The organism is Providencia sp. M-27 (genome assembly GCF_011077905.1).
In the GTDB taxonomy this organism is placed as follows: Bacteria; Pseudomonadota; Gammaproteobacteria; order Enterobacterales; family Enterobacteriaceae; genus Providencia; species Providencia huaxiensis.
This window is the reverse complement of sequence record NZ_JAALBT010000005.1, coordinates 143917-168072: the sequence shown is the minus strand read 5'-3', so window position 1 is coordinate 168072 and position 24156 is coordinate 143917. Positions and strand designations below refer to the sequence as shown.

Below are 24156 nucleotides of genomic sequence, written 5' to 3'. Positions count from 1 at the left end.
TTATCTTCCTTTAAACTGTGGTTCACGTTTATTTAAAAAAGCATTAACCCCTTCGCGATAATCTTCACTTCTCCCGCCAAGGCGCTGTAAGTCACGCTCAAGGTTGAGTTGCTCATCAAGAGTATTAGTTGCTGCGGCATAAATGGCCTTTTTGATAAGCCCTAAGCCATAAGTAGGTTGGGTTGCAAGGTGTTGTGCAAGCTGTTGAGCGGTATTAATGAGTTCTTCATTTTCAGTCACCTGCCAAATCATTCCCCACTGTAATGCTTGTTCTGCACTTATTTTGTCGCCTAATAACGCCATCCCCATTGCTCGTGCATGGCCTGCTAACTGAGGTAAAAACCAGCTCCCCCCTGAGTCAGGAACCAAGCCAAGGCGGCAAAAAGATTGAATAAAATTGGCACTTTTTGCTGCGATAACAATATCGCCCACGAGTGCAATGGCAGCGCCTGCACCTGCGGCAACACCATTGACCGCGCAAATAATCGGTTTCGGTAGTGCGGTTAGGCGACGGATCAAGGGGTTATAGTAAGTTTCAACAGAAAAACCGAGATCAGGAACTTCACTCCCCACGCTCACATTGCGATCATTTAGATCTTGTCCGGCACAAAATCCACGGCCTGCGCCAGTGATCACTAAACAGCGTACGGTTTCATCGCGTTCTGCTATTTTGATCGCTTCACTGAGCTGGCGATGCATTTCATCATTAAAGCTATTCAATCTATCAGGGCGATTGAGAGTGACGGTGAGAACCCCATTTTCTAACGTAGTGAGGATCATTGCTTCATTGGTCATGATTATTGTCCTGTAAATTGAGGTTTTCGTTTTTCGAAGAATGCCTCGATCCCTTCACGTCGATCGTTCGTCCCCGCTAAAGTCACAAAATATTGGCGCTCAAGTTGTAACCCTTCGGTAAGGTGGTTTTCTTGAGAATGCACCAGTGAGGCTTTTGCGGCTTGTACGGCTAAAGGCGCATGCATCGCGATGCGCTCTGCCAGTTTTTGGGCGCGTTCTAGCACTAATTTATCCACACAAATTTCACTGATTAACCCTGCTTGCAACGCATGTTTTGCACTGATCGGTTCACCCGTTAGTACCATTTGCATGGCGAGGGATTTGCCTACCGCACGGATTAAACGCTGTGTTCCTCCCGCGCCTGGCATTAAAGCCAGAGTAATTTCGGGTAACCCGAAGCGAGCTGATTCACCGGCAATAATGATGTCGCTGGCGAGTAATAATTCAAAACCTGCCCCTAGAGCATAACCATTCGCAGCACTAATAATGGGCTTTGATATCATCGATAACCTGCGCCAAACTTGGGGACGTTTATCGGTGATCGCGTTAGCAACGGTTTGTTGCTGTAGCTCTTTAAGGTCGGCACCGGCCGCGAAAAAACGCGGATTACCGGTGATCACGATCGCCCCGATCTCATCATTTATTTGTGCTTGTTCGAGCTGCTGAACCAGCAACTCTAAACAAGAGGTGCTCAGGGCATTACGCACTTCTGGACGGTTTAACGTGAGAGTCAAAACTCGGTTATGTTGTTGTGATAAAATCCAATGGTTTTCCATTACAGCTCCTACACGTCAAAGTCTAGAACAACACCATCGCCTTTTGGCCACGCTTGGCAGCTAAGGATGTACCCCGCAGCGATTTGGTCAGGCTCAAGGCTGTAATTGACCCCCATTTCCACTTCACCAGAGCGCAATTTACATTTGCAGGTTGCGCAAACGCCCCCTTTACAGGCGTAGGGTAAATCCGCGCCTTGGCGTAGTGCGGCATCCAAAATACTGTCATCTTGGCTATCCATGGCAATGTCCATGGTTCTGCCATCAAGGTGAATACTGACTTGGCGTGTTTCGCTAGTCATGGCGGTTGCGGGTTTGAATTTGGTGCCTGAAGTGTTGAAACGCTCGGTGTGAACATATTCCTTTGGCATGCCATAGCCGACTAAAGTGTCATGCACTTCATCCATCATGCTGTCAGGCCCACAAATAAACGCTCGGTTAAATTGTTTAAAATTCAATAAGGTTTTGCCTAATGCACTGAGCTGCTGTTGGCTAATTCTGCCACTGAGTAGTTCGCTATCCTGTTGTTCTTGGCTAAATAAATAGAGAACTTGAAAGCGTGTAGAAAAACGGTTTTTCAGGTCTGCGATGCTTTCTTTAAACATCACAGAGCGGCTATTGCGGTTACCATAAATCAACACAAAACTGCTTTTTGGCTCAGTTTGTAATGTGGCTTTAATGATGGAGAGCAATGGTGTGATCCCAGAGCCTGCAGCAACGGCAAGGTAGTGTGCGTGGGTATCTGCCTCTGGCTGGTAACCAAATTGCCCTTGGGGAACCATGACATCAAGGCTATCGCCAACTTGTAGCTCTTGGTTAACGAAATTAGAGAAGCGCCCTTCGTAAATGGCTTTCACCCCAATTTTTAGTGTGTTTTCATCCGGTGAACTGCAAATGGAATAACAGCGACGTAGGTTTTCGCCATTAATAGAGGCCTTCAGTGTGAGATGTTGCCCTGGGCGGTAATGATATTGCTCTCGTAATGCATCTGGTACGTTAAAAGTAATGGCGACAGCTTCAGGGGTGTCACGCTCAATGGCAGCAATACTTAAACGATGAAATACAGTCATATGGGTGCCCCTAAATACATTTAAAGTAATCAAACGGTTCTAAGCATTCAGTGCATCGATACAATGCCTTACATGCAGTGGAACCAAATTCACTAATTTTTTCGGTCTGCTCGCTGTCACAACGTGGGCAACGAACCGCACCTTTGTGTTCTGGGTGCTCGCAGGACGTACCTTGTGGTGGTGCGATACCGAATTCACGCAAGCGCCTTTTCGCATCTTGATTCATCCAATCTGTTGTCCAAGCTGGGGTTAACAGAATTTCGATGTCGATGTTTGGAAAACCGGCATTACCGAGAACAGTTTTGATTTCATTGATTAAAAATTCAGTTGCTGGGCAACCTGAGTAGGTAGGTGTAAAAATAACTTTCCAGCCCTGAGCCGCAGGTAGCACATTGCGGATCATGCCGAGATCAGTAATAGAGAGTGCGGGTAGCTCAGGATCGGGTATTTGGTGAAGCTGTTGCCAGATCTGGTGAACCTGGGGCGATTGAAGCTCGCGATATTGCAGTCTCTGTTCCATAACATCACCACTGGCTGTTCGGGTAAGCGCGTTGCACAAACTGCAATTGCGTTAATAACAAGCCCAAGTGTTCTGTATGGCTGCCTTGCTTGCCGCCTAAGCGATACGCGTTTTTCTCCGGTATAGTGAGGGTCGCTTCAGTGAATGTTTCGTTAATGGTGTTAACCCATGCGGCTTGTAAAGTGCGCGGGTCAACGGCGATACCTGCTTCGCTGAGTGTGATTTCAACGTCATCAGCATGGAAAAGTTCGCCAGTGAAACGCCATAACTCATTGACTGAACGTTGGATCCGTTGATGGCTTTCTTCACTGCCATCCCCTAAACGGATCATCCAACCACGGCTAAAACGCAAGTGATAAACGGCTTCTTTGAGGGATTTCTCAGCAATGGCTGACAGTTGTTCATCACGGCTATGAATTAGCGCTTCATATAATGGAACATGATAAGCATCCATAAAAAATTGGCGCACTAGAGTGTCATCAAAGCCATTGTTGGGTTGCTCAACCAGTAATAAATTGCTGAACTCTCGTTCATCGCGCAAAAAGGCAAGGGTGTCTTCATCACACCCAGCTCCTTTTAATTGCGCGGCATAGCTTAAAAAGTTACGCGCTTGCCCTAGCAAATCTAAGCCGATATTCGATAGCGCTAGGTCAATTTCGAGCTCAGGGGCATGGCCGCACCACTCGCACAGGCGCTGCGCTAAAACTAAGGGGGTATCGCCAAGGCGTAATGTGTAATGGTGGAGCTGTTCTTGTTGGTTCATGGCAAGCTCCTTACATATTTTTGATGCCATCAGGGATGGTATAGAAAGTTGGGTGACGATAGACCTTGGTGTCCGCAGGGTCGAAGAACGTGCTTTTGTCTTCGGGCTGTGAGGCAATTAAATGTGCGGCCTTCACCACCCAAATTGAGCAGCCTTCACTACGTCTTGTATACGCATCGCGTGCATTTTCCAGTGCCATTTGGTCATCAGCAGCATGTAAACTGCCAACATGGCGATGCGCAAGCCCTTGCTTACTACGGACAAAAACTTCATATAAAGGCCAATCTTGATTGCTCATGGTGTTTTCCTTTTCGTAAAATGGTCAGTGATTAAGCCGCAGTTTTAACGGATTTTTGTTTACGGCTATGTGCCATTGCACCTTCACGTACCCATGCGCCGTCTTCCCATCCTTTGCGCTTAGCGCTAAGGCGTTCGTGATTACAAATGCCATTGCCTTTAATCACCTGATAAAACTCTTCCCAATCGATTTCACCAAAGCGGTAATGACCAAGTTCTTCATCCCAAACCAGATCCGGGTCAGGGATCGTCATACCTAGCGCTTCCACTTGCGGAACAGTGTTATCAACAAACTTTTGTCGTAGCTCATCATTACTGAAACGCTTGATTTTCCAAGCCATGCTTTGAGCGCTGTGCGGGGAGTCAGAATCATTGGGGCCGAACATCGTGAGGACGGGCCACCAAAAGCGGTTTATCGCATCTTGCAGCATCGCTTTTTGTTCATCGGTGCCTTCTGCGAGTGCCATAACAGCTTCATAACCTTGGCGTTGGTGAAAACTTTCTTCTTTACAGATTTTCACCATCGCTCGTGCATAAGGGCCATAAGAGGCACGGCACAGTGCTACTTGGTTCACAATTGCCGCACCATCGACTAACCAGCCAATTACGCCAATATCTGCCCAACTTAACGTGGGGTAATTGAAGATGGAGGAGTATTTCATTTTTTCATCAAGTAACTTTTGGTAGATATCTTGACGAGAGCAACCAAGGGTTTCGGCAGCGCTATATAGATATAAACCGTGGCCTGCTTCATCTTGAATTTTGGCCAGTAAAATCGCTTTCCGACGGAGTGTCGGGGCGCGTGTCAGCCAATTTGCTTCTGGCAGCATGCCGACGACTTCTGAATGGGCATGTTGGCCAATTTGGCGGATAAGGTTCTGCCGATACGCATCGGGCATCCAATCCTTGGGCTCGATGGAAATATCGGCTTCGATTTTGGCTTCGAAGTTAGCCTGATTTTGCTCGCTCATTGATCTTTCCATTAAGTGATTCGGTTATGTTTTATTTTGTATGAATAATGAATCATATATATTTAACATCAATGCTAGAAACTGTTAACAAAAAGATCAATGTTTATTAACCCTGTTTTGCGAGTGGCTTCACAATCAATAAATTAAATTTAAACAAAAACAATCAGTTAATATTATTTATTTTTATGTGGTTTTGATGGAAATAAGCATTTAAGACAAAATTGTTCTTAATTTGTTAAATTTAAATTAGCTTCTATGCTTATTTTTATGATACATATTTGTCATCTAATTTGATTTGGTGTTTTTATTTCTGGAGAGGAATATGCAGCATTTAACAAGTTACATTATGGGTAAATGGGTACAAGGTGAGGGCGCAGGGCGAAAAATTCACCATGCACTAACGAATGAAATCTTATATACGGTGACGACTGAAGGGTTGCCGTTAGCAGAAAGCTTACAGTATGGCCGCCAAGTGGGAGGCGAAATATTGTCAGCGATGACATTCCAGCAACGCGGGCAGATGCTTAAGGCACTCGCAAAATATCTACTGGAACATAAAGCGCAGTTATATGCGATTTCGGCTCAAACTGGCGCAACCAAAGCGGATAGCTGGGTAGATATCGAAGGGGGAATTGCCACACTGTTTTCTTATTCGGGTCTCGCTAACCGTGAGCTACCAGATGACACGATTTGGCCAGAAGAAGAAATGATCCCGTTATCGAAACAAGGGCAATTTATTGGCCATCATATTTTAACGTCTCGCCGTGGCGTTGCCCTGCACATTAATGCATTTAACTTCCCTTGTTGGGGAATGTTAGAGAAACTGGCGCCAACATGGCTTGCTGGCATGCCAGCCATCATCAAACCTGCAACCGCCTCAGCACAGTTAACACAGGCGATGGTGAAGTTAATGGTTGATAGCGGCTTGGTACCTGATGGCGCAATTCAACTGGTTTGCGGTGGTGTTGGCGATATGTTTGAACACCTTGATTTTGAAGATGTGGTGACTTTTACAGGGTCCGCTAGTACAGGGCAAAAGCTGAAATCGCATCCACGTATTATTGCCAAATCAGTACCTTTTACAATGGAAGCGGATTCACTGAACTGTGCAATTTTAGGCGATGACGTTCAGCCAGAGCAGCCTGAATTTGCTTTATTTATTAAAGAAGTCGCTCGTGAGATGACCGCGAAAGCAGGCCAGAAGTGTACCGCGATCCGCCGCGTTATCGTGCCCAAAAATCAGCTCGAAAATGTGAAGCAGGCATTATTGAAACGCTTATCCGCTACAACAGTGGGTGACCCTGCGGTTGAAGGGGTCAGAATGGGGGCATTGATTAACTTAGAACAGCGCCAAGACGTACAAGAGAAAGTAAATTATTTACGTGATCATGGCTGTGATGTCTTATGTGGTGGGCAATTCGAAAAGCTGGATGTGATTGGTGCAGATAGCCAACATGGGGCTTTTTATCCACCAACGTTGTTGTATTGTGCAGAGCCTTTTAAATCTACAGCAGTACATGAAATCGAGGCTTTTGGTCCAGTCGCCACGTTAATGAGCTATGAGAATATCGAACAGGCGGTGCAATTGGCGATTTTAGGTGGAGGGAGCCTTGCGGGGACGTTAGTCACTGCTGATGCACAAGTCGCGCAAACGGTCATTCGTGCGAGTGCGCGAGCTCATGGGCGGATGCTAATTTTAAATGAAGCATCAGCCGTGGAGTCCACTGGCCACGGTTCACCGCTTCCGCTACTGGTACACGGTGGCCCAGGGCGTGCGGGTGGTGGTGAAGAGCTAGGTGGCTTGCGAGCAGTCAAACACTATATGCAGCGTACTGCCATCCAAGGTAGCCCTTCGATGCTAACGGCAATTACCAAGCAATGGCTCCGCGGGGCAGATACCATCGCTGATGTGGTCCATCCATTCCGTAAACACTTTGAAGATTTAGTGATTGGCGACACGTTACTGACCGCAAGGCGTACCGTTACAGAGGCCGATATTGCTAATTTTGCCTGTCTCAGCGGTGATAATTTTTATGTTCATGTTGATAAAATTGGCGCAGCACAGTCGCTATTTGGTGAACGGATTGCGCACGGCTATTTTGTCGTTTCCGCCGCCGCAGGGTTATTTGTCGATGCTGGTGTTGGGCCCGTGATCGCCAATTATGGCATGGAAAGCTTGCGTTTCATTGAACCTGTAAAAATCGGAGACACCATACAAGTTCGCCTAACGTGCAAGAAAAAGATCAAGAAAACGCAGAAACTTGCTGAAGACAAACCTAATGGCGTTGTTGAATGGGATGTGCAAGTGTTTAATCAGGACGATACCGTTGTGGCGTTGTACAGTATTTTAACGCTGGTGGAGCGTCGTGTAGGGGATTTTCACTAGTCATTATACGGTATGAATTAATTGTCGAGCTAATAGGTGCTTTTTCAATCATTTTCTGTTGTGATGAGGAAATCACCAACTGAATGTAAGGAAACAAAGATGAAAACGCACCACCAAGCGGTTTATCAACAATTTGATGAGCAAGCCAACTCGTATTTAACCAGCCAAGTTCATGCACAAGGTGAAGACTTACTTGTTTTGCAACAATTGCTACAAGGTTGTCAGGACGAGGACGTGCTAGACCTTGGCTGTGGAGCAGGGCATGCCAGCTTCCATGCAGCGCCGTTGGTGAAGTCAGTGACGGCTTATGATTTGTCGGACTCAATGCTCAATGTTGTGGCTAAAAATGCACAAGAACGTAAGTTAAATAATATCACCACCTGCAAAGGGACTGCGGAGTCTCTACCGTTTGATGACAATGGTTTTGACCGAGTGATTAGCCGCTACTCTGCACACCATTGGCACGATGTGGAACAAGCACTGCGTGAGGTGCGCCGAGTGCTCAAACCGGGTGGAAAAGGTATCTTTATTGATGTGGTATCACCAGGGCATCCATTATTGGATATTTACTTACAAACTGTCGAAGTGCTTCGGGATACTTCACATATTCGTGATTATTCCGCTGGGGAATGGTCAGGCATGTTTAATAATGCAGGGTTATTTGTTCAGCGGGTACAAAGTTTCCGTTTAGCGCTGGAATTTACCAGTTGGGTCGAACGGATGCGTACACCACAGGCACTCGTTGAAGCTATCCGCCACTACCAAGGAACATTAAGTGATGAGGTAAAAAGCCACTTTGCCGTACAAGCAGATGGCTCATTTACCTCAGATGTGATGTTGTTTGAATTTCAGTGCCAATAGCTATTTATTGAACTGAAAATTATTGTACTAAAAATTATTGCACTAAAAACTGCGCTTGGTTCAATTGGCTAAGCGCCTTATTGACTGCAAAAATTTCACCACGTACTTCAGGGATACCGAAAGATTTCAGGCGTGCGCTGTGTTTTTGTAGATATGCTTTGGCATCGGCTTCAGTGGTAAACAGATAAACGCCCCCGGCTTTTTGAGTTTGTTGGTTTTCTGTCCAAATTTTCCACACAAAACCAGGTTCTTGGTTGATTGAATTGGCTAATTCATCCATTGCCGCAGTCATTTCTGCACCCCAAGGCCCTTGATACGGGAAATCAACTTGTAAAATAACGCTCATATCTGCTCCTTATGATTGAAGCGCTATAATAATTCTTAAAGCAAATAATAACTTTGCTATTTATCGTATTTTAAACGATTTATTGCTTCAAACTATTACGCTTACCTGCTTCAAATGCCGCCAAAGTGGCGAGACGGGCTTGTTTATGGTCAACAATTGGTTCTGGATAATTAATCGGTGTACTGCTGAGCACCGCCCATTCATGGGGTGTATGAATATACTTATCGGGAACTTGCTGTAATTCGGGCAACCAATGGCGAATAAAAGCCCCTTGTGCATCAAACTTTTGCCCTTGAGTGGTTGGGTTAAAGATACGAAACCAAGGAGAAGCGTCAACACCAGTCGAGGCAGACCACTGCCACCCACCGTTATTTGCGGCTAAACTGCCATCAAGCAGTTGGCTCATAAAGTATTTTTCACCTTTTCGCCAATCAATCAGTAAGTCTTTGACTAAAAAGCTGGCGACAATCATACGTAGGCGGTTATGCATCCAACCTGTTGTATTTAGTTGGCGCATAGCGGCATCCACTATTGGGTAACCCGTTTGTCCCGTTTTCCATGCTGCAAAATCGGTTGAAGAATCATTCCAGTGAATATGTTGTGTCCATTGAATAAATGGCTGATGGCGACATAGGCGTGGGAATGCCACTAAAAGATGCGAATAAAATTCACGCCAAATTAACTCATTTAACCAAGTGAATGCCCCGCTATCTGGGTAATCCAACACTTGGGGATTTTCTGCTTGTAATCGGTTGAAGCATTGGCGAGGGGACAGCACCCCCACCGCGAGGTAAGGTGATAATTGGCTGGTACCATCAATAGAAGGAATATCTCTATCGTTTTTATAACCGACGACTTTCAGGGAACAAAACTGCCTGAGTCGCGTTAAAGCAGATTTTTCACCAGCAGGAAATTGTGCTGAGTCTTCAATGGGCTGATGCGGAAATAACGGTGAAGCCTTATCAATGTTGATGGCGACCGCTCGTTTTTCTGGGGCACGCAGTGAACGACAATCTGTCACGGTAAGTTGGGTGATGAAAGCTCGGCGAAAAGGGGTATAGACTTGATACATCTCCCCTTTTTGGGTAGTTACGGAGCCGGGGGGCAGTAATAAATAGTCATCGAAAGCATGGATATGCAACTCATGAGGTTGATTGATTAACCACTCGTCCCGTTGTTTTTCGTTCCATTCATATTGTCGATTAAAAAACAGGGCATCAGCCTGTTGCGCCTTTGCGTAATCGAGTACCCATTGCGCTGCGTCGGCAAAATTAGCCACAGTTTGACAAACCAGTGGAATACCAAGCTCAGCAAGTGAATTCTGCAGTTCAACAAGATTCTGGTGAATGAATGAAATTTGCCGTTCAGCCATATCATGTTGTTGCCACTGCTCTGGTGTTGCCGTATAGAGAGCAATAACCTTAGCTTGAGGATCCACACACGCAGAGGAAAGCGCTTTGTTATCAGTGACCCGTAAATCATTACGAAACCACATAAGATGACAAACTTGTTTGGCTGCCACCGCCTCCCTCCTTGGTTGAAGTTTTTGTTGAAATTAAAACAAAGGGCCGTTTACCGGCCCTTTCATGTTTAATCTAATTTAGGATGCTGATTGATTAAGGATTGGCGTTTTTTCTCAAGCTCAGCAATTTGTTGGTCAATATCTTCAACTTTCTGCTCAATATTGTCAAAGTGCTCGCTAAGAATTTCTTTTGCCTCGGCTTTATCTGATGCCGCAGGTGTTGCACCACGCAATGGTTTATTCGCTGTTTCTGGCATTCTAATACCCGTATATAAACCAATTAAAGCAATCACGATTAAGTAATAAGCTGGCATATATAAGTCAGTGGTTGATTCGACCAACCATGCCGCAACAGTCGGTGTCGCACCGGCAATTAATACTGAAATGTTAAAGGCAATCGCTAACGCACTGTAACGAATATGTGTCGGGAAAATCGCGGGTAAAATGGAAGCCATAACCCCGGTAAAACAGTTCAACAGCACCGCTAAAATTAATAAACCTAGGAAAATTAAGCCAACAGAACCACTGTTGATTAACATAAATGCAGGGTATGCCAATAAAATCAGACCGACACTACCGGTAATAACAAATGGGCGGCGACCAATTTTATCACTGGTTAAACCGATAATCGGTTGAACAAATAACATACCAATCATAATTGCAATAATAATTAGCACACCATGGTCAGTAGAATAATTCAGGTTGTGTGATAAGTAACTTGGCATGTAGGTCAGCAACATATAGTAAGTCACGTTGGTTGCGATAACCAAGCCAACACAAATCATCAAGCTTTTCCAATACTTAGTCGCCACTTCACGTACTGAGATTTTTGGTGGATTTTGAATATTGGCTTTATCTTGTTTTTCTAACGATTCAACATGTTGTTGGAACGCAGGAGTTTCTTCCAGTGAATGACGTAGATATAACCCGATGATCCCTAACGGTAATGCTAAGAAAAACGGAATTCTCCAGCCCCAATCATGGAAGTTGGCTTCTCCAACAATGCTCGATATCAGGACAACGACACCTGCACCTAAAACGAAACCAGCGATAGAGCCAAAATCTAACCAACTGCCCATAAAACCACGTTTACGGTCTGGTGAGTATTCTGCAACGAAGATTGCAGCACCAGAATATTCGCCACCTACCGAGAAACCTTGAGCTAACTTAGCAATTAATAACAGAATTGGCGCCCAGATACCGATGCTCTCATAGGATGGGATCAAACCGATACAGAAGGTACTGATTGCCATAATAATAATTGTCATCGAAAGGACTTTTTGACGGCCGTACTTATCACCTAAGATACCGAAAACGACCCCACCTAATGGCCTAACTAAGAAAGGCACGGAGAACGTGGCTAATGCGGCAATCATCTGGACGCTCGGTGATGCGTCTGGAAAGAAAACCTGACCTAGAACATAGGCTAAGAAACCGTATACCCCAAAATCAAACCATTCCATCGCATTACCCAGCGAAGCCGCGGTAATTGCTTTTTTGAGTTTACCGTCATCAATAATAGTAATATCACTAATATTTAACGGTTTTTCTTTTTTCTTCTTGAATCTCATGAAACCATCCTCTTATTTTAATTTCAATAATCGAAACAACAGCACTTAAGATATGGGTTTTCATACATCGGAAAATATAAAACCTTATTATTTAGAATAGACGTTGTTTTCGCAATAGATAAGTTTTTAGTGTTTTTATGTAGCGCTGAAATAACAGGCTAAAGCAGGTATGTAATGGGTAGAGAAATGAGAGTACTTGTGTTGTAAATACAGCAAGAAAACCACCTTGAATTAATAAATACACATTCAATACTACATTAATATCGGATAAATGTAAAATGAAGGTGTTTTATACCAATTCATTTTTCTTTGCAGGGTTTTGTGTTGGTGGCTAGACGATTGAGCCGAATATTCGAAAAAATAGAATTTGGATAATAAATGGGCTGAAAATAAATTGTTTTAAATCAATTCAATACCATTTCATTTGGCAAGTTTCAGTCTGTCATAAATATATAAGGCTAGCGATTTAATATTGTTGAAATAATGGCGCTGTTGCGATGAATAATATATGAAGATAATCTAATCCTTTTCTGATGCTCTCATTGTATTTAAGTTGTTAATAACTCGCCTGTTTATTTATCTTGTTGCTATCCTCTTCTTTTGATAATAACGGTGGATTATGCTGTTCTGTCTTATATTTAATTTGATGAGTAGGAATGAAGAATTTACTTAGTTACAATCAATTTATTGTCAATATTGAGTTTGATATAAGCGAGTATGACAAGATTCTATTTTGAATGTTGCTATACATCTAAAAAGGTCCCTTTCATATTTTGAACTGCAAGATATCAAGGGTACCACATCCGACTTAAAAGAGTGCCATTATGAAAAAACAGAGTGTTGCATCCTATATTGCAAAAGTACTTGATAATGCAGGTGTTAAACGTATTTGGGGCGTTACAGGAGACTCGTTGAATGGCTTAACCGACAGCTTGCGTCGTCAAGGCGCTATTGAGTGGCTAGGTACTCGCCATGAGGAAGTTGCTGCTTTTGCTGCGGGTTCAGAAGCTCAGTTAACCGGCAATTTAGCCGTCTGTGCGGGCTCTTGTGGGCCAGGAAATATGCACCTTATAAATGGGTTGTATGATTGCCACCGTAATCGAGTGCCCGTATTAGCGATCGCAGCTCATATCCCATCCAGTGAAATTGGTAGTAACTATTTCCAAGAAACCCACCCAACTGAATTATTTCGCGAATGCAGCCATTATTGTGAAATGGTCTCTAACCCAGAGCAAATTCCACAAGTTCTTGGCATCGCTATGCGTAAAGCGATCCTGAATAAAGGGGTATCCGTTGTTGTGATACCGGGTGATATTGCGCTAAAAGATGCGCCAGAGTCAGCGAAAGAAACGTGGTATCAGCCACAAGCTCCACTGATTATGCCTCAGCGAAGTGAAATCGAAAAACTTGCTGAACTGCTGAATCAGTCTAAGAATATCACGTTATTCTGTGGTAATGGCTGCGCGGGTGCTCATGATGAAGTGGTTAAGCTAGCAGAAACACTAAAAGCACCAGTAGTACACGCGTTACGTGGTAAAGAACATATTGAATGGGATAACCCATACAGCGTTGGAATGACAGGTTTAATAGGTTTTTCATCAGGTTACCACGCAATGATGAATGCAGATACGGTTGTTTTACTCGGGACACAATTTCCATACCGTCCTTTCTACCCAAGTGGAGCTAAAATCATTCAGGTTGATATTAATGCGGGCAGCTTGGGTTCCCATTGCCATATTGATATGGGGTTGATTGGAGATATCAAAGCGACATTGGATGCATTACAGCCACACCTAGAGACGAAACAAGAGACAAAACACCTCGACGGTGCTTTAAAACATTATTCAGAGGCTAGAAAAGGGTTAGATGATCTTGCTAAACCGGGTCATGAAGGGTTAATACATCCACAGTATCTTGCAACAAAAATTAGTGAATTAGCTGCTGATGACGCGATTTTCACTTGTGACGTGGGAACCCCGACAGTGTGGGCTGCGCGTTATTTGAAAATGAACGGTAAGCGCCGTTTAATTGGCTCTTTTAACCATGGGTCAATGGCAAACGCGATGCCACAAGCTATTGGTGCACAAGCCGTTGATAAAAAACGTCAAGTGGTTGCAATGTGTGGTGATGGTGGCTTCAGTATGTTAATGGGCGATTTTATCTCTCTTTCTCAAATGCAATTACCAGTAAAAATCATCATTCATAACAATGGCGTACTTGGCTTTGTTGCCATGGAAATGAAAGTTGCCGGTTTCTTGACAGCAGGAACGGATTTACATAACCCTAACTTTGCAGCGATTGCGAATGCTGCGGGTATTAAAGGGATCCGTGTTGAAAAAAGTGAAGACCTAGACGGCGCATTAAAAGAAGCGTTTGCCCATGATGGGCCGGTGGTCGTTGATGTCTTGACCGCCAAACAAGAGCTGTCTATGCCGCCAGAAATTGCAGCGCAAGAAGCGAAAGGCTTTAGCCTGTATATGTTAAAAGCGATTATGAGTGGTCGTGGTGATGAAGTCGTTCAATTAGTGAAAACGAACTGGCTACGTTAAATCAATATTGCGTATAGCTGGAAAGCCCACTTCTCAATGTGAAGTGGGCTTTTTTTTGATTAATCAATACCCTGCGGCTGATTGGCTACGCCATAAATGAGCGGCAACCAGCGCACGCCATGGGGAGAATTGCGCTAACCATTTTTCTGTTTCTTTGGCGTTGGGTTGTTCTGGTTTATCGAGCAATGTTTGCAAATTACGCCTTACCGCAACATCTCCATGTAAAGAGCCATCTAAGTAGTTGAATCCTCTGAGTAAAGCATAGCTCACAGTCCAAGGGCCAATTCCTTTGATTTTTAATAATTGTTCAGTTATTTGATTCGCATTGGAGTGAGTGACATGCTGTGATAAATCAATTTGTTGATTTTCGATGGCTTCACAAAGGGCTCTGAGGGCGGTAATTTTCCCCTTCGAAAAACCCGTTTGGCGTAGCGTTTCGTCATCAACTGATTTGACCTGTGGTGTATCGGGAAAACACCAAATACCCGAAGTGTGCTGAATCCCCACGGCTTGGATAAATCGTCGACGAATGGCAATAGCTGCGTGAACACTGATTTGTTGGCCAATAATAGCCCAAACTAATGCTTCAAATGCACTGGCAGATTGATAAATTCGTAATCCTCTTTGTTTTTCAATGAGCTGGCCCAGTGTTGGGTTTTCACAGTAGTATTTTTCGAACTCATCAATATTCTGTTTCAAGCCAAGTACATGCTGTGCCAACGTTAACAGGTCTTGTTCATTGACAATGACAGATGGGGGATCAATTTCTAATGAAATTATTGCTTGTTGTTTTTTTAGCTCTAATGTCATTTTTGTGGCATGTTGTTGCCATATTATGCCTTTGTGTAATGTATTTTCTTCCACTATTTCCGCAACATTGTGTTGATCTCTTAAATGAAAGGCAAAAAAATCACCATAGAGGTAATTGGTAGGGAGTGGTAACTGTGCGGTAAATATTTGCATAATGATGGCCTTGTCAGATTGTTCTTTATTAGCAATATAATTGTGAATTAGCGCATTTAGTTACTCATTTTTTGTTGAGTAGGTATGCTATCTTATATAGGGTTATTTATTTTGTATTGATATTATTTGTCTGTTTAATAAGGATAATAAGGAAGTGTAAATGAAAACTGAAGGTCACAGTTCATCTCATGGCACTTCGGTACCATCACCACAACCAAGGAAAGAATTAAAAGGTATTGGTGGATGGCTTATTTTACCCATGTTAGGGATAATATTGTCCTTGATTATTTTGCCTTTTTCGATTTATGGGCAAAATGCTCAAGTGATTGAATATTGGGTTGAATTAACAGATCCACAATCAAGTTCATTTATTCCATTATTTAAAGAGCTAATCTACTTTGAGGTTTTAGGTAATGTTATTTTATACGCCACCTTACTTTTCCTCAGTTATGTTTTTTTTACAACGAAAAAGCTCACAATTAAAATTTATATTTTTTTCCAGATCTTTTCTTTAGTTTTGACGGTTACGGATATTATACTCGCAAGTATTTTATTGGATTTAGAGGTCGAAGCCTCCGATATCAAAGATATTTTTCGGGCTCTAATTGCTTGTGCCATTTGGATACCATATTTTTTAGTTTCAAAGCGTGTTAAAAATACCTTTGTAAATTAATAAATAAAATTATGCGGTTTACTTATTGGGTAGGTAAATGATGATTAAATGCAAACGAGTTTATGACCCTGTTGACGATAACGACGGTTATCGCGTGCTTATTGATAGACTGTGGCCAAGAGGAATAAAAAAAACAGATTTACAACACGACGCTTGGAATAAAGACGTTGCACCTTCCAATGAGCTACGAAAATGGTTTCATCAGAACACCGATCAGTTTGCACAATTTATCGAGCGATATCAGCAGGAACTTAATAACACAACAGCTTGGCAGGTATTGGTTTCACAAGCAAAGCAAGGTGACTTAACACTGTTATACAGTGCTAAAAATACAGAACATAATCAAGCAATTGTACTCAAGGCATTTCTTGAAGAAAAAATGCAAAGTAAATAGTAAATAAAGGTTATTTGAATGGATATTCAGCAATCAGCCACGCAAGCAGAGCCCGCAATAATATCACCAGTGGCTCACCCGGTAGTTAAAAAGCCGTTACAGGGGATCAGTGGATGGTTAATTTTACCGGTTATTGGTCTGTTTTATATGCTGTACAAAACCGTCATGATGTTATTGCAAGAAATTTCACAAGTACAAACAGCATGGCCATTGGCAACTCATGCAGATTCTGATTTTTATATTCCAGGCTTTGCGACAGGTTTTTACTTCTTACAAATAGGTTATGGTGTTCTAATTGCCCTATTTCTTTGGACATTTATCGCTGCGGTTAAATGGAAAAAACAGGCGAAGTGGCTGTTTATCACCACCATGGTGTTATTTACGTTAATGGTATTGGTTGCTCGTTTTATATTCCCATATATATTTGGCTTGGAAATCAATCACTCAAATATTATTACCGCTATAAATGGCAGCTTTTATTGCGTGTTATGGATCCCCTACTTTTTAGCTTCTCATCGCGTCAAAAATACATTTATCCATTAAAGTATACGGCCACTCCTATTTTGGCAGTGGCCTAACGTATGGTTATTTATCAGAAAGATTTAGCGTATGGGTTATATTGCAGTTTGCAATAAAGGTTTCATCGTGAGAAACCAGCAAGAGTGTTCCTTGGTAATCCTGCAATAGCGCTTCAAGTAGTTGTTTTGAATCCAAGTCTAAATGGTTATCCGGTTCATCGAGTAATAAAATAGCGGGTGGGCTCGGGCTATGTGTGAGCGCCAATAGTGTTGCTTTTAGTTGCTCCCCACCACTGAGTTGCTGTAGTGGCAGTAATGATTTATCTCCTCGTATTCGTAACATACCTAATTGCGTGCGCCACTGTTCTACTGTAAACAAGGGTTGGTATTGATGAAGGGCTTCAGCAACAGGTAATGTTTTATCGAGTAAGTTGAGGTGTTGGTCTAAATAGCAAAAATCCCCACTGAGGCGGCACTCTCCTGAATCTGATGGCAACAGGCCAGCAAGAACCTTAAGTAGGGTTGATTTACCACAACCATTACGCCCTTGAATATGCCAATGCTCCCCACTGTATATGGTGAATGAAAGTGGTGACGAATAACCATAAGGCAAACGCAAATCAGAAGCAAAAATGGTGACTTTATTACCTTCATTTTGATAGTTAATTGTCATTTTTTGTGGCTTGATGTGGCGGGCTTTCTCTTGGTTTTCCTGTTGTTGATTTTGTAGGTTATCCATAACCCGTTGGTGCCGCTCTGCGACGTTTGATTGCCTTTTCTCTGCCCGGTTTTTTTGCATATCAAGCAGTAATAAGGATTGCGACCCACCATAGCGAATTTTCTCTCCCTGTTTTTTGCGTTGGGCGGCTTTTTGTAATGTGGCTTGTTGCTGTTTTTTCTCTTGATGAATACGTTTTTCTAAGCGCTCACTTTGTGCATCGATTGCAGCGATTTCCGCGGTTTTTTGGGTATCGTATAACGCATAATTCCCCCCATACTCGTGTAACCCTTTTTCCGTTAATTCAAAAATAGCATCCATTTCGCTTAACAGGGTTCTGTTGTGAGAAATAACGAGACAACCAGCTCGGTGCTCTGTGAGTTTCTGGCTAAGCCATTGCCGACTTTGTGTATCTAAATGGTTATCCGGTTCATCAAGTAGCAAAAAGTGGTCTTGATGAAGAAATGCACGGCAAAGGGCTAGGCGAGTACGTTCACCTCCACTTAAATGGGCAATGGGGGCTTCCATTGAGATAGAGAGCCCTGCAGAGTCCAATAAACTTTGCCATTGGGAAGGTAAATGCCATTTATCTTCTGTGAGCTCAAAATCTGCCAAAGAACCATTTCCTGCCTCAATGCGTAAGAATGCGTGATAAAGCTCAGATATACCTAAAGCATCGACAAGCGTTTCTCCCGCTAGTCGCGTTAATTGCTCGACATAGATAAAGGGGCGGTTCCAATGTACATTTCCTTGCGTAGGGGATAATTGGCTAGCAAGAATACGCATCAAGACGGATTTTCCTTTGCCATTATGGCCAATTAGGGCATTTTTTTGGCATGACAACGTCCCACTTAGCGGTGAAAAAAGAGCGGTTTGGTTAAATTCAATATTGAGCTGTGAAAAGTGACAAGCAATCGTCATATGCACCTCCAAAATAATGAGGACAGACAACGTCGTTGACTTATCAAGAAGCGTCGATGAAAGCGGTTGCCTGCCAGGAACAGAAAAATGAATACCAAAAGGGTATTGGAAAATATTTTCTGGCAGTGCTTAGTTCATCGTGAGGCGTACCTGCGAAGTTGGGTGAGAGATAAATTCGCATACATTATAAACAGGTCAAATTGATTTGTGCAACTTATCGTGATTGGGTTTTTTCTGAAAGTCGTACTAATTATTTAAAAATAGAAAAAACGATTTAAAAATAGAAAAAGCCAGTCAACAACTGCGACTGGCTTTTTCCATTAACAACGAGATTTTATAACAACGAGATTTTTACGATTATGCAGAGGTATTCTCTGACAACCCATTTTTTGCTAACCAATGAGCAATGCGCTGTTTTTCTTCTTCATTCAGCCACATACCCAATTTAGTGCGACGCCAAATAGCATCATCCAACTCTGTTACCCACTCATGTTTGACTAAGTAACGTAATTCCGCTTCATAGACATTCGCAGAGAATGCTTCACCAAGGTCACTGAGTGAATTCGCGCCTTCAAGGATCAATTTACTGTTGCTACCGTAAGTTCTAGCAAAACGTAGCGCTAAGCCTTCAGGAAGCCATTGATAATGTTGACGTAATACACGTGCATAACCATCACGGTCACAACCTTCGATATCACCACCTGGTAACTGACCATTTTTAGTCCATGGACTACCTGCATTTGGATAGTAAGTGGCTAATTTATTTACAGCAGCTTCCGCTAACTTACGATAAGTTGTTAATTTACCACCAAATACCGACAACAATGGTGCTTGGCCTTGCTCATCGTGAATATCCAATGTGTAATCACGAGTAATAGCTTGTGGTGAGTCTGACTCATCGTCGCACAGTGGGCGAACACCTGAGTAGTCCCAAACAATATCACTCACGGTTAACTGTTTTTTGAAGTGGTCGTTATACACTTTCAGTAAATAGTTAACTTCGTTCTCATCAATTTTGACGTCTTTCGGGTCACCTTTATATTCTACGTCAGTGGTGCCGATGATAGAAAATTCATCCATCCATGGAATAACAAATACAATACGGTTATCTTCATTTTGTAAGATATACGCTTGTGGTTCATCATGAGCACGCGGAACGACAATGTGGCTACCTTTGATCAGGCGAATACCGTAAGGTGATTTTAATTTCAGGCCATCATCAAAGAACTCTTTTACCCAAGGCCCAGTGGCATTAACCAGCCCTTTCGCTTTCCATGTATGGGTTTCACCCGTACGTAAGTCTTGAGCTTCAACAACCCATAAGCCATTTTCACGGTAAGCGCGAGTCACTTTTGTGCGAGTGCGAACTTCACCATTTTTACGTACCACTTCTTGAGCGTTTAACACAACTAAACGCGCATCATCAACCCAACAGTCAGAATATTCAAAACCTTTCGTTAATTCAGGTTTGAGTACGGAATTTTGGTTGAATTTCAGCCCTTTACTGCTTGGTAAGCTCACACGTTTGCCTAAATGGTCATATAAGAACAGGCCAATACGGATCATCCAAGCTGGACGTAAATGAGGCTGATGCGGTAAGCGGAAGCGCATTGGGAAGGCAATATGTGGCGCTAATCGTAATAGCACTTCACGTTCAGCCAATGCTTCGCTCACTAATCTAAATTCATAATGTTCTAAGTAACGTAAGCCACCATGAATGAGTTTAGAACTCGCAGATGAAGTGGCACTTGCTAAGTCTTGAGCTTCGAGCAGTAATACTGATAATCCACGACCTGCAGCATCTGCTGCAATTCCAGCGCCGTTGATCCCGCCGCCGATGACAATCAAGTCTTTAGTTTCCATGCATCCCCCTGAGATGTTCGAAACACTTTCAATAATGTTCGTTTTCGCTCATTTAATTGTAGTCAAAATAGATAGTGATGCCAACTATTATTAATGAAAAAAATAACAACTGCGTGATATTGGTAACAATTTTTTTTCAATACCCACACATAAAATATTGTTATTCACAATGGAAAAAAGAGAATTTCGCGCGAAAAAGAAAAAATGATGGTAAGGCTGAGGGCTAAAATAGGGGGATAGCAAGAAGCATGATGGCAGTGAGGACTACCATCATGAGAATAACTATTTGATTAACAAAGCTCTAATTGAACATTATGTTGCTCAATGACTTTGAGAATACTATCAGGTGGCTGTTTATCAGTAAATAAGTAGTCAATCAGGTTCATATTGCCCAAGTTAACCATCGCGTTACGACCAAATTTAGAATGGTCGGTGACAAGCATGACACAGCGTGAATTTTCAATAATTGCGCGTTTGGTACGAACTTCGTGGTAATCGAACTCAAGTAATGAGCCATCCATATCAATACCACTGATACCTAAAATGCCGTAATCTAATCTAAATTGGGAAATAAAATCGAGGGTCGCTTCACCGACAATACCGCCATCCCGTGAGCGTACTTCACCACCGGCTAAAATGAGGCGAAAGTCTTCTTTTGGCATCAGCAACGTGGCGACGTTGAGGTTATTGGTCACCACACGTAGGTTTTTGTGATTAACCAATGCATGGGCAACGGCTTCGGGTGTGGTACCAATGTCTATAAACAGTGTTGCACCATCAGGGATCTGGCTTGCAACATGTTGTGCGATACGCGCTTTTTCATCTGACCACATGATTTTACGGTCATTATAGGCCGCATTTACAGAACTTGAAGGCAGTGCTGCGCCACCGTGGTGCCGCTGAATTTTATTTTGTTCAGCGAGATCATTGAGGTCTCGACGGATTGTTTGAGGGCTAACCTCAAAGTGTTCGACGAGTTCTTCAGTACTGACATATCCCTGAAGACGCACAAGCTCAACTATTGCATCATGTCTCTGGGTTTGTTTCACAGCGTTAGCCTCTAATTATTAAAATGTTTTATCTGGAGCTCTGGTGTTTAAAACTGTGTCTATTATCCCATACTCCCATTAATAAGCCGATAATTAACCCTGAAGTATGTGCGGCATTGGCGATATGCATGCCTAAAACATCGAAGTAACCGAAAAAAAGCCAGATAATGGAGAAAATCATTAACCCTCGAGGAACGCTAACGCCACTTTCTGGCCGACGTTCACCCGTTAACCACACATAGCTGACAAGGGCATAGACGACACCGGATAAGCCGCCAAAGTTGTTTTCACTAAATAGCGATTGCCCCCAGTTACTAAATAGCGCAGAGACCAGTAAGATAGTGAATAACTTGCCCGTCCCGAGTTTTCGCTCAACTTGCCCAGCGAGAAACCACCATAGTGCAAGATTGAAACCAATGTGTGATAGCGAAAAGTGCACCAATGCAGGACTAAACCAACGCCAAAGTTCCGTTTGTTGGTCGCCAATAGGCCATGCCAAATAACGTAGAACTTCTCGAGCATCGGTCATTTCTACCCAAAGATATACAACAATCGACAATAAAATAACAGCGATAGTTAAAGGGCCAGATTGCTCTTTAAGATAACCCCAAGTTAGGTAATTGCGATATTGAAATTGAGTATCTGCACTTCCTGTGTGCCAACTGGCTTCTAAGTAGCGAGGGTGATTTGGGTCTTGTAGAAAAATATCTAATTCTTTTTGGACTTGAGGTTGAAGCTGCTCATCTTCTAGCCAAAGCTCAAAGACGGCTTGTTCCTGTGATGGCTTTATTTTTAGGTGAATATTTTTGCTCGCCATATAGTCAACAAAAGCTTGCGCCATTCTGGGATTAGCAAAGGAGGTGATGTGGATCATGAATGCGTTTTCTCATCTAGAGAGCCGTAACGGCTTGTGGATATTCCCTTAACCAAGCTTCAAATCCACCATTGATGCTATATACAGATTCAAAGCCAATGTTGATCAGATACTGTGCAGCACCTTGGCTACTGTGCCCATGGTAACACATCACCATAACAGGTTGTTCGTAATCCGTTTGTTCTAGAAATTGGCTCAGTGACTCATTGGTGAGGTGATAGGCCCCACTCGCATGGCCTGCACGAAAACTTTGTGGGTCTCGCACATCTACCAGTATGGCGGTGCCGTCTAACCAATGTTGGTAGGCTTGCTCTGGTGTTAATGTTTCAAAATGGTCCATAAAATACCGAATACAGTAGGTAACAACCCATAAAAGGTTAAATGATAGGCACCCGTAAAGAACCGAGTGCCAAATATTCGTGGTATTGATTAATAGAAAGAGTGCTCGCCACGTTGGTGCTCGGTCAGGTCTTTAACGCCTTTTAGCTCACCTTCAAACATTTTGAGAAGTTCTTTCTCGATACCTTCTTTAAGGGTGACATCGACCATTGAACAGCCGTTACAGCCGCCACCAAATTGCAAAATTGCAAAGCCTTCGTCGGTGATTTCCATCAGGGAAACACGGCCACCGTGGCTGGCAAGTTGTGGGTTAATTTGTGACTGTAAAACATACTCAACACGCTCAATTAATGGTGCGTCATCAGAGACTTTACGCATTTTGGCGTTTGGTGCTTTTAACGTCAGTTGTGAGCCGAGTTGGTCGGTGACGAAGTCAATTTCGGCATCATCCAAGAATGGGGCGCTAATTTCATCAACATAAGCAGATAATTTCTCGAACTTTAGTTCTTTATCTGTGGCTTCAACGGCACCCGGAGGGCAGTACGACACACCGCATTCGGCGGTTGGCGTGCCTGGGTTGATAACAAAAACACGGATTTGAGTTCCTGGCTCTTGATTTTCCAACAACTTGGCAAAATGAGCCTGTGCTGCTTCAGTAATATTAATCATAATCATTTGCTCAATAATAGTTGACTGCTTTAGTTGGTTATAATACGCCCATTTACCCCTTTCCTACAAGGTGCGACACAGTGACCATGCATCAACAGTATGCGCTCCCGCACAAATCAACAATTGTGCTGCGCTATTCATGGTAGAACCTGTTGTAATAACATCATCAATAACAGCAACATGTAGGTTTGAAACAGAGTCGTTTAAGGTAAATGCTCCCTTTAGGTTGTTTCGGCGATACTCACGTTTTAGTGTAGTCTGTGCCAGTGTAGCACGACTACGCGATAATGAATTTTGCGAATAGGGGATATTTAACCATCTGGACAAATTTTCGCCTATTAATGCCATGTGGTCAAATCCTCTCCACCATAGACGGCGACGATGCAGTGGAATGGTGATGATTAAGTCCGGTTTTTGCCATTGTTGTTGGCGATAACCTGTGAGCCAAAATAATGCAAAGATACGTGCTAAAGTAAAAGCAAGCTGAGGTTGTTTTTGAAATTTAAAACGATGAATTAACATGCGTAAAGCGGCTTGGTAGGGGGTTACAGTGATAATTCTCTGCCATGGGGGTGGGCTCTTTAGGCAGCGTCCGCATTCCATGGTCGGCTGTTCACAGGGTAAAGCACAACGTAAACAGCAAGTTGGCATTTTAGGCAGTCCTTTGAGGCAAAAACTACAAACACCCTGATGAGGTAACTTTAGTGATTGATGGCATAGCCAGCAGCCCCCTTCCATTGTTAGCATAGTA

General features: G+C 43.1%; 24 protein-coding genes. 6 read left to right on the top strand and 18 right to left on the bottom strand.

What is annotated here, in order from left to right:
- The 7 genes from paaG to paaA are packed head-to-tail and all read right to left on the bottom strand — an operon-like array spanning position 1 to position 5189.
- The gene (gene paaG, locus G6Q48_RS09505) at positions 1-795 is read right to left on the bottom strand and encodes a 2-(1,2-epoxy-1,2-dihydrophenyl)acetyl-CoA isomerase PaaG (RefSeq protein WP_102138793.1); all 795 of its coding nucleotides are present in this window, start codon (positions 793-795) and stop codon (positions 1-3) included.
- Between the two features lie 2 nt (positions 796-797).
- Positions 798-1571 carry a 2,3-dehydroadipyl-CoA hydratase PaaF gene (gene paaF / locus G6Q48_RS09500; RefSeq protein WP_166266050.1) on the bottom strand — a complete coding sequence of 258 codons (774 nt, stop codon included), beginning with the start codon at positions 1569-1571 and terminating at the stop codon, positions 798-800.
- 8 nt (positions 1572-1579) lie between these two features.
- Positions 1580-2638: a 1,2-phenylacetyl-CoA epoxidase subunit PaaE gene (paaE, locus tag G6Q48_RS09495; protein WP_102138795.1), complete on the bottom strand. Its 1059-nt coding sequence runs from the start codon at positions 2636-2638 to the stop codon at positions 1580-1582.
- A gap of 10 nt (positions 2639-2648) precedes the next feature.
- Positions 2649-3158: a 1,2-phenylacetyl-CoA epoxidase subunit PaaD gene (paaD, locus tag G6Q48_RS09490; RefSeq protein ID WP_102138796.1), complete on the bottom strand. Its 510-nt coding sequence runs from the start codon at positions 3156-3158 to the stop codon at positions 2649-2651.
- 4 nt (positions 3159-3162) lie between these two features.
- Positions 3163-3921, bottom strand: a complete 759-nt coding sequence (gene paaC / locus G6Q48_RS09485; RefSeq protein WP_166266047.1) for a 1,2-phenylacetyl-CoA epoxidase subunit PaaC — start codon at positions 3919-3921, stop codon at positions 3163-3165.
- A gap of 10 nt (positions 3922-3931) precedes the next feature.
- The gene (gene paaB / locus G6Q48_RS09480) at positions 3932-4219 is read right to left on the bottom strand and encodes a 1,2-phenylacetyl-CoA epoxidase subunit PaaB (protein ID WP_004262911.1); all 288 of its coding nucleotides are present in this window, start codon (positions 4217-4219) and stop codon (positions 3932-3934) included.
- 31 nt (positions 4220-4250) lie between these two features.
- Positions 4251-5189 carry a 1,2-phenylacetyl-CoA epoxidase subunit PaaA gene (paaA, locus tag G6Q48_RS09475; RefSeq protein ID WP_102138798.1) on the bottom strand — a complete coding sequence of 313 codons (939 nt, stop codon included), beginning with the start codon at positions 5187-5189 and terminating at the stop codon, positions 4251-4253.
- Between the two features lie 322 nt (positions 5190-5511).
- On the opposite strand from paaA, the gene paaZ reads away from it, so the two are divergent.
- The gene (gene paaZ / locus G6Q48_RS09470) at positions 5512-7575 is read left to right on the top strand and encodes a phenylacetic acid degradation bifunctional protein PaaZ (protein WP_166266044.1); all 2064 of its coding nucleotides are present in this window, start codon (positions 5512-5514) and stop codon (positions 7573-7575) included.
- A 63-nt stretch (positions 7576-7638) separates the two neighbouring features.
- Positions 7639-8436 (top strand): class I SAM-dependent methyltransferase, encoded by a 798-nt coding sequence (locus tag G6Q48_RS09465; protein ID WP_102138800.1) that lies wholly within the window; start codon positions 7639-7641, stop codon positions 8434-8436.
- A 34-nt stretch (positions 8437-8470) separates the two neighbouring features.
- Here G6Q48_RS09465 and G6Q48_RS09460 read toward each other — a convergent pair whose 3' ends face one another.
- From G6Q48_RS09460 to proP, 3 genes are all read right to left on the bottom strand, one after another.
- Positions 8471-8782, bottom strand: a complete 312-nt coding sequence (locus G6Q48_RS09460) for a monooxygenase (protein WP_166266041.1) — start codon at positions 8780-8782, stop codon at positions 8471-8473.
- Positions 8783-8861: 79 nt separating this feature from the next.
- Positions 8862-10277: a deoxyribodipyrimidine photo-lyase gene (gene phrB, locus G6Q48_RS09455; protein ID WP_207393029.1), complete on the bottom strand. Its 1416-nt coding sequence runs from the start codon at positions 10275-10277 to the stop codon at positions 8862-8864.
- Positions 10278-10372: 95 nt separating this feature from the next.
- Complete coding sequence (proP, locus tag G6Q48_RS09450; protein WP_102138803.1) at positions 10373-11875, bottom strand: glycine betaine/L-proline transporter ProP; 1503 nt, start codon at positions 11873-11875, stop codon at positions 10373-10375.
- Between the two features lie 824 nt (positions 11876-12699).
- Here proP and poxB point away from each other — a divergent pair.
- The gene (gene poxB / locus G6Q48_RS09445) at positions 12700-14424 is read left to right on the top strand and encodes a ubiquinone-dependent pyruvate dehydrogenase (RefSeq protein ID WP_166266035.1); all 1725 of its coding nucleotides are present in this window, start codon (positions 12700-12702) and stop codon (positions 14422-14424) included.
- Between the two features lie 63 nt (positions 14425-14487).
- Here the strand turns inward: poxB and G6Q48_RS09440 are convergent, their stop codons facing one another.
- On the bottom strand, positions 14488-15387 hold the full coding sequence (locus tag G6Q48_RS09440) for a DNA-3-methyladenine glycosylase family protein (protein ID WP_102138805.1): 900 nt from the start codon (positions 15385-15387) through the stop codon (positions 14488-14490).
- A 160-nt stretch (positions 15388-15547) separates the two neighbouring features.
- Between G6Q48_RS09440 and G6Q48_RS09435 the strand changes: the two genes are divergently transcribed.
- Genes G6Q48_RS09435 through G6Q48_RS09425 form a run of 3 tightly spaced genes read left to right on the top strand, consistent with a single transcriptional unit; the run spans position 15548 to position 16997 of the window.
- On the top strand, positions 15548-16060 hold the full coding sequence (locus G6Q48_RS09435) for a DUF2569 domain-containing protein (RefSeq protein WP_102138806.1): 513 nt from the start codon (positions 15548-15550) through the stop codon (positions 16058-16060).
- Between the two features lie 40 nt (positions 16061-16100).
- Positions 16101-16454 (top strand): DUF488 domain-containing protein, encoded by a 354-nt coding sequence (locus G6Q48_RS09430; protein ID WP_166266226.1) that lies wholly within the window; start codon positions 16101-16103, stop codon positions 16452-16454.
- An 18-nt stretch (positions 16455-16472) separates the two neighbouring features.
- Positions 16473-16997, top strand: a complete 525-nt coding sequence (locus G6Q48_RS09425) for a DUF2569 family protein (protein ID WP_207393027.1) — start codon at positions 16473-16475, stop codon at positions 16995-16997.
- Positions 16998-17039: 42 nt separating this feature from the next.
- On the opposite strand, the gene G6Q48_RS09420 is transcribed toward G6Q48_RS09425, so the two are convergent.
- From G6Q48_RS09420 to G6Q48_RS09390, 7 genes are all read right to left on the bottom strand, one after another.
- Positions 17040-18611: an ATP-binding cassette domain-containing protein gene (locus G6Q48_RS09420; protein WP_166266033.1), complete on the bottom strand. Its 1572-nt coding sequence runs from the start codon at positions 18609-18611 to the stop codon at positions 17040-17042.
- 357 nt (positions 18612-18968) lie between these two features.
- The gene (glpD, locus tag G6Q48_RS09415; RefSeq protein WP_102138808.1) at positions 18969-20474 is read right to left on the bottom strand and encodes a glycerol-3-phosphate dehydrogenase; all 1506 of its coding nucleotides are present in this window, start codon (positions 20472-20474) and stop codon (positions 18969-18971) included.
- Between the two features lie 290 nt (positions 20475-20764).
- Positions 20765-21523, bottom strand: a complete 759-nt coding sequence (locus G6Q48_RS09410) for a DeoR/GlpR family transcriptional regulator (protein ID WP_004262881.1) — start codon at positions 21521-21523, stop codon at positions 20765-20767.
- A gap of 28 nt (positions 21524-21551) precedes the next feature.
- On the bottom strand, positions 21552-22397 hold the full coding sequence (glpG, locus tag G6Q48_RS09405) for a rhomboid family intramembrane serine protease GlpG (protein ID WP_102138809.1): 846 nt from the start codon (positions 22395-22397) through the stop codon (positions 21552-21554).
- A 16-nt stretch (positions 22398-22413) separates the two neighbouring features.
- On the bottom strand, positions 22414-22737 hold the full coding sequence (glpE, locus tag G6Q48_RS09400; RefSeq protein ID WP_004262879.1) for a thiosulfate sulfurtransferase GlpE: 324 nt from the start codon (positions 22735-22737) through the stop codon (positions 22414-22416).
- Positions 22738-22826: 89 nt separating this feature from the next.
- Positions 22827-23405, bottom strand: coding sequence for a Fe-S biogenesis protein NfuA (nfuA, locus tag G6Q48_RS09395; protein ID WP_004266130.1), 579 nt, complete (start codon positions 23403-23405; stop codon positions 22827-22829).
- Positions 23406-23468: 63 nt separating this feature from the next.
- A complete protein-coding gene (locus G6Q48_RS09390; protein WP_166266030.1) occupies positions 23469-24152 on the bottom strand; it encodes a DNA utilization protein GntX in 684 nt (227 codons plus the stop codon).
- Positions 24153-24156 lie beyond the last annotated feature (4 nt).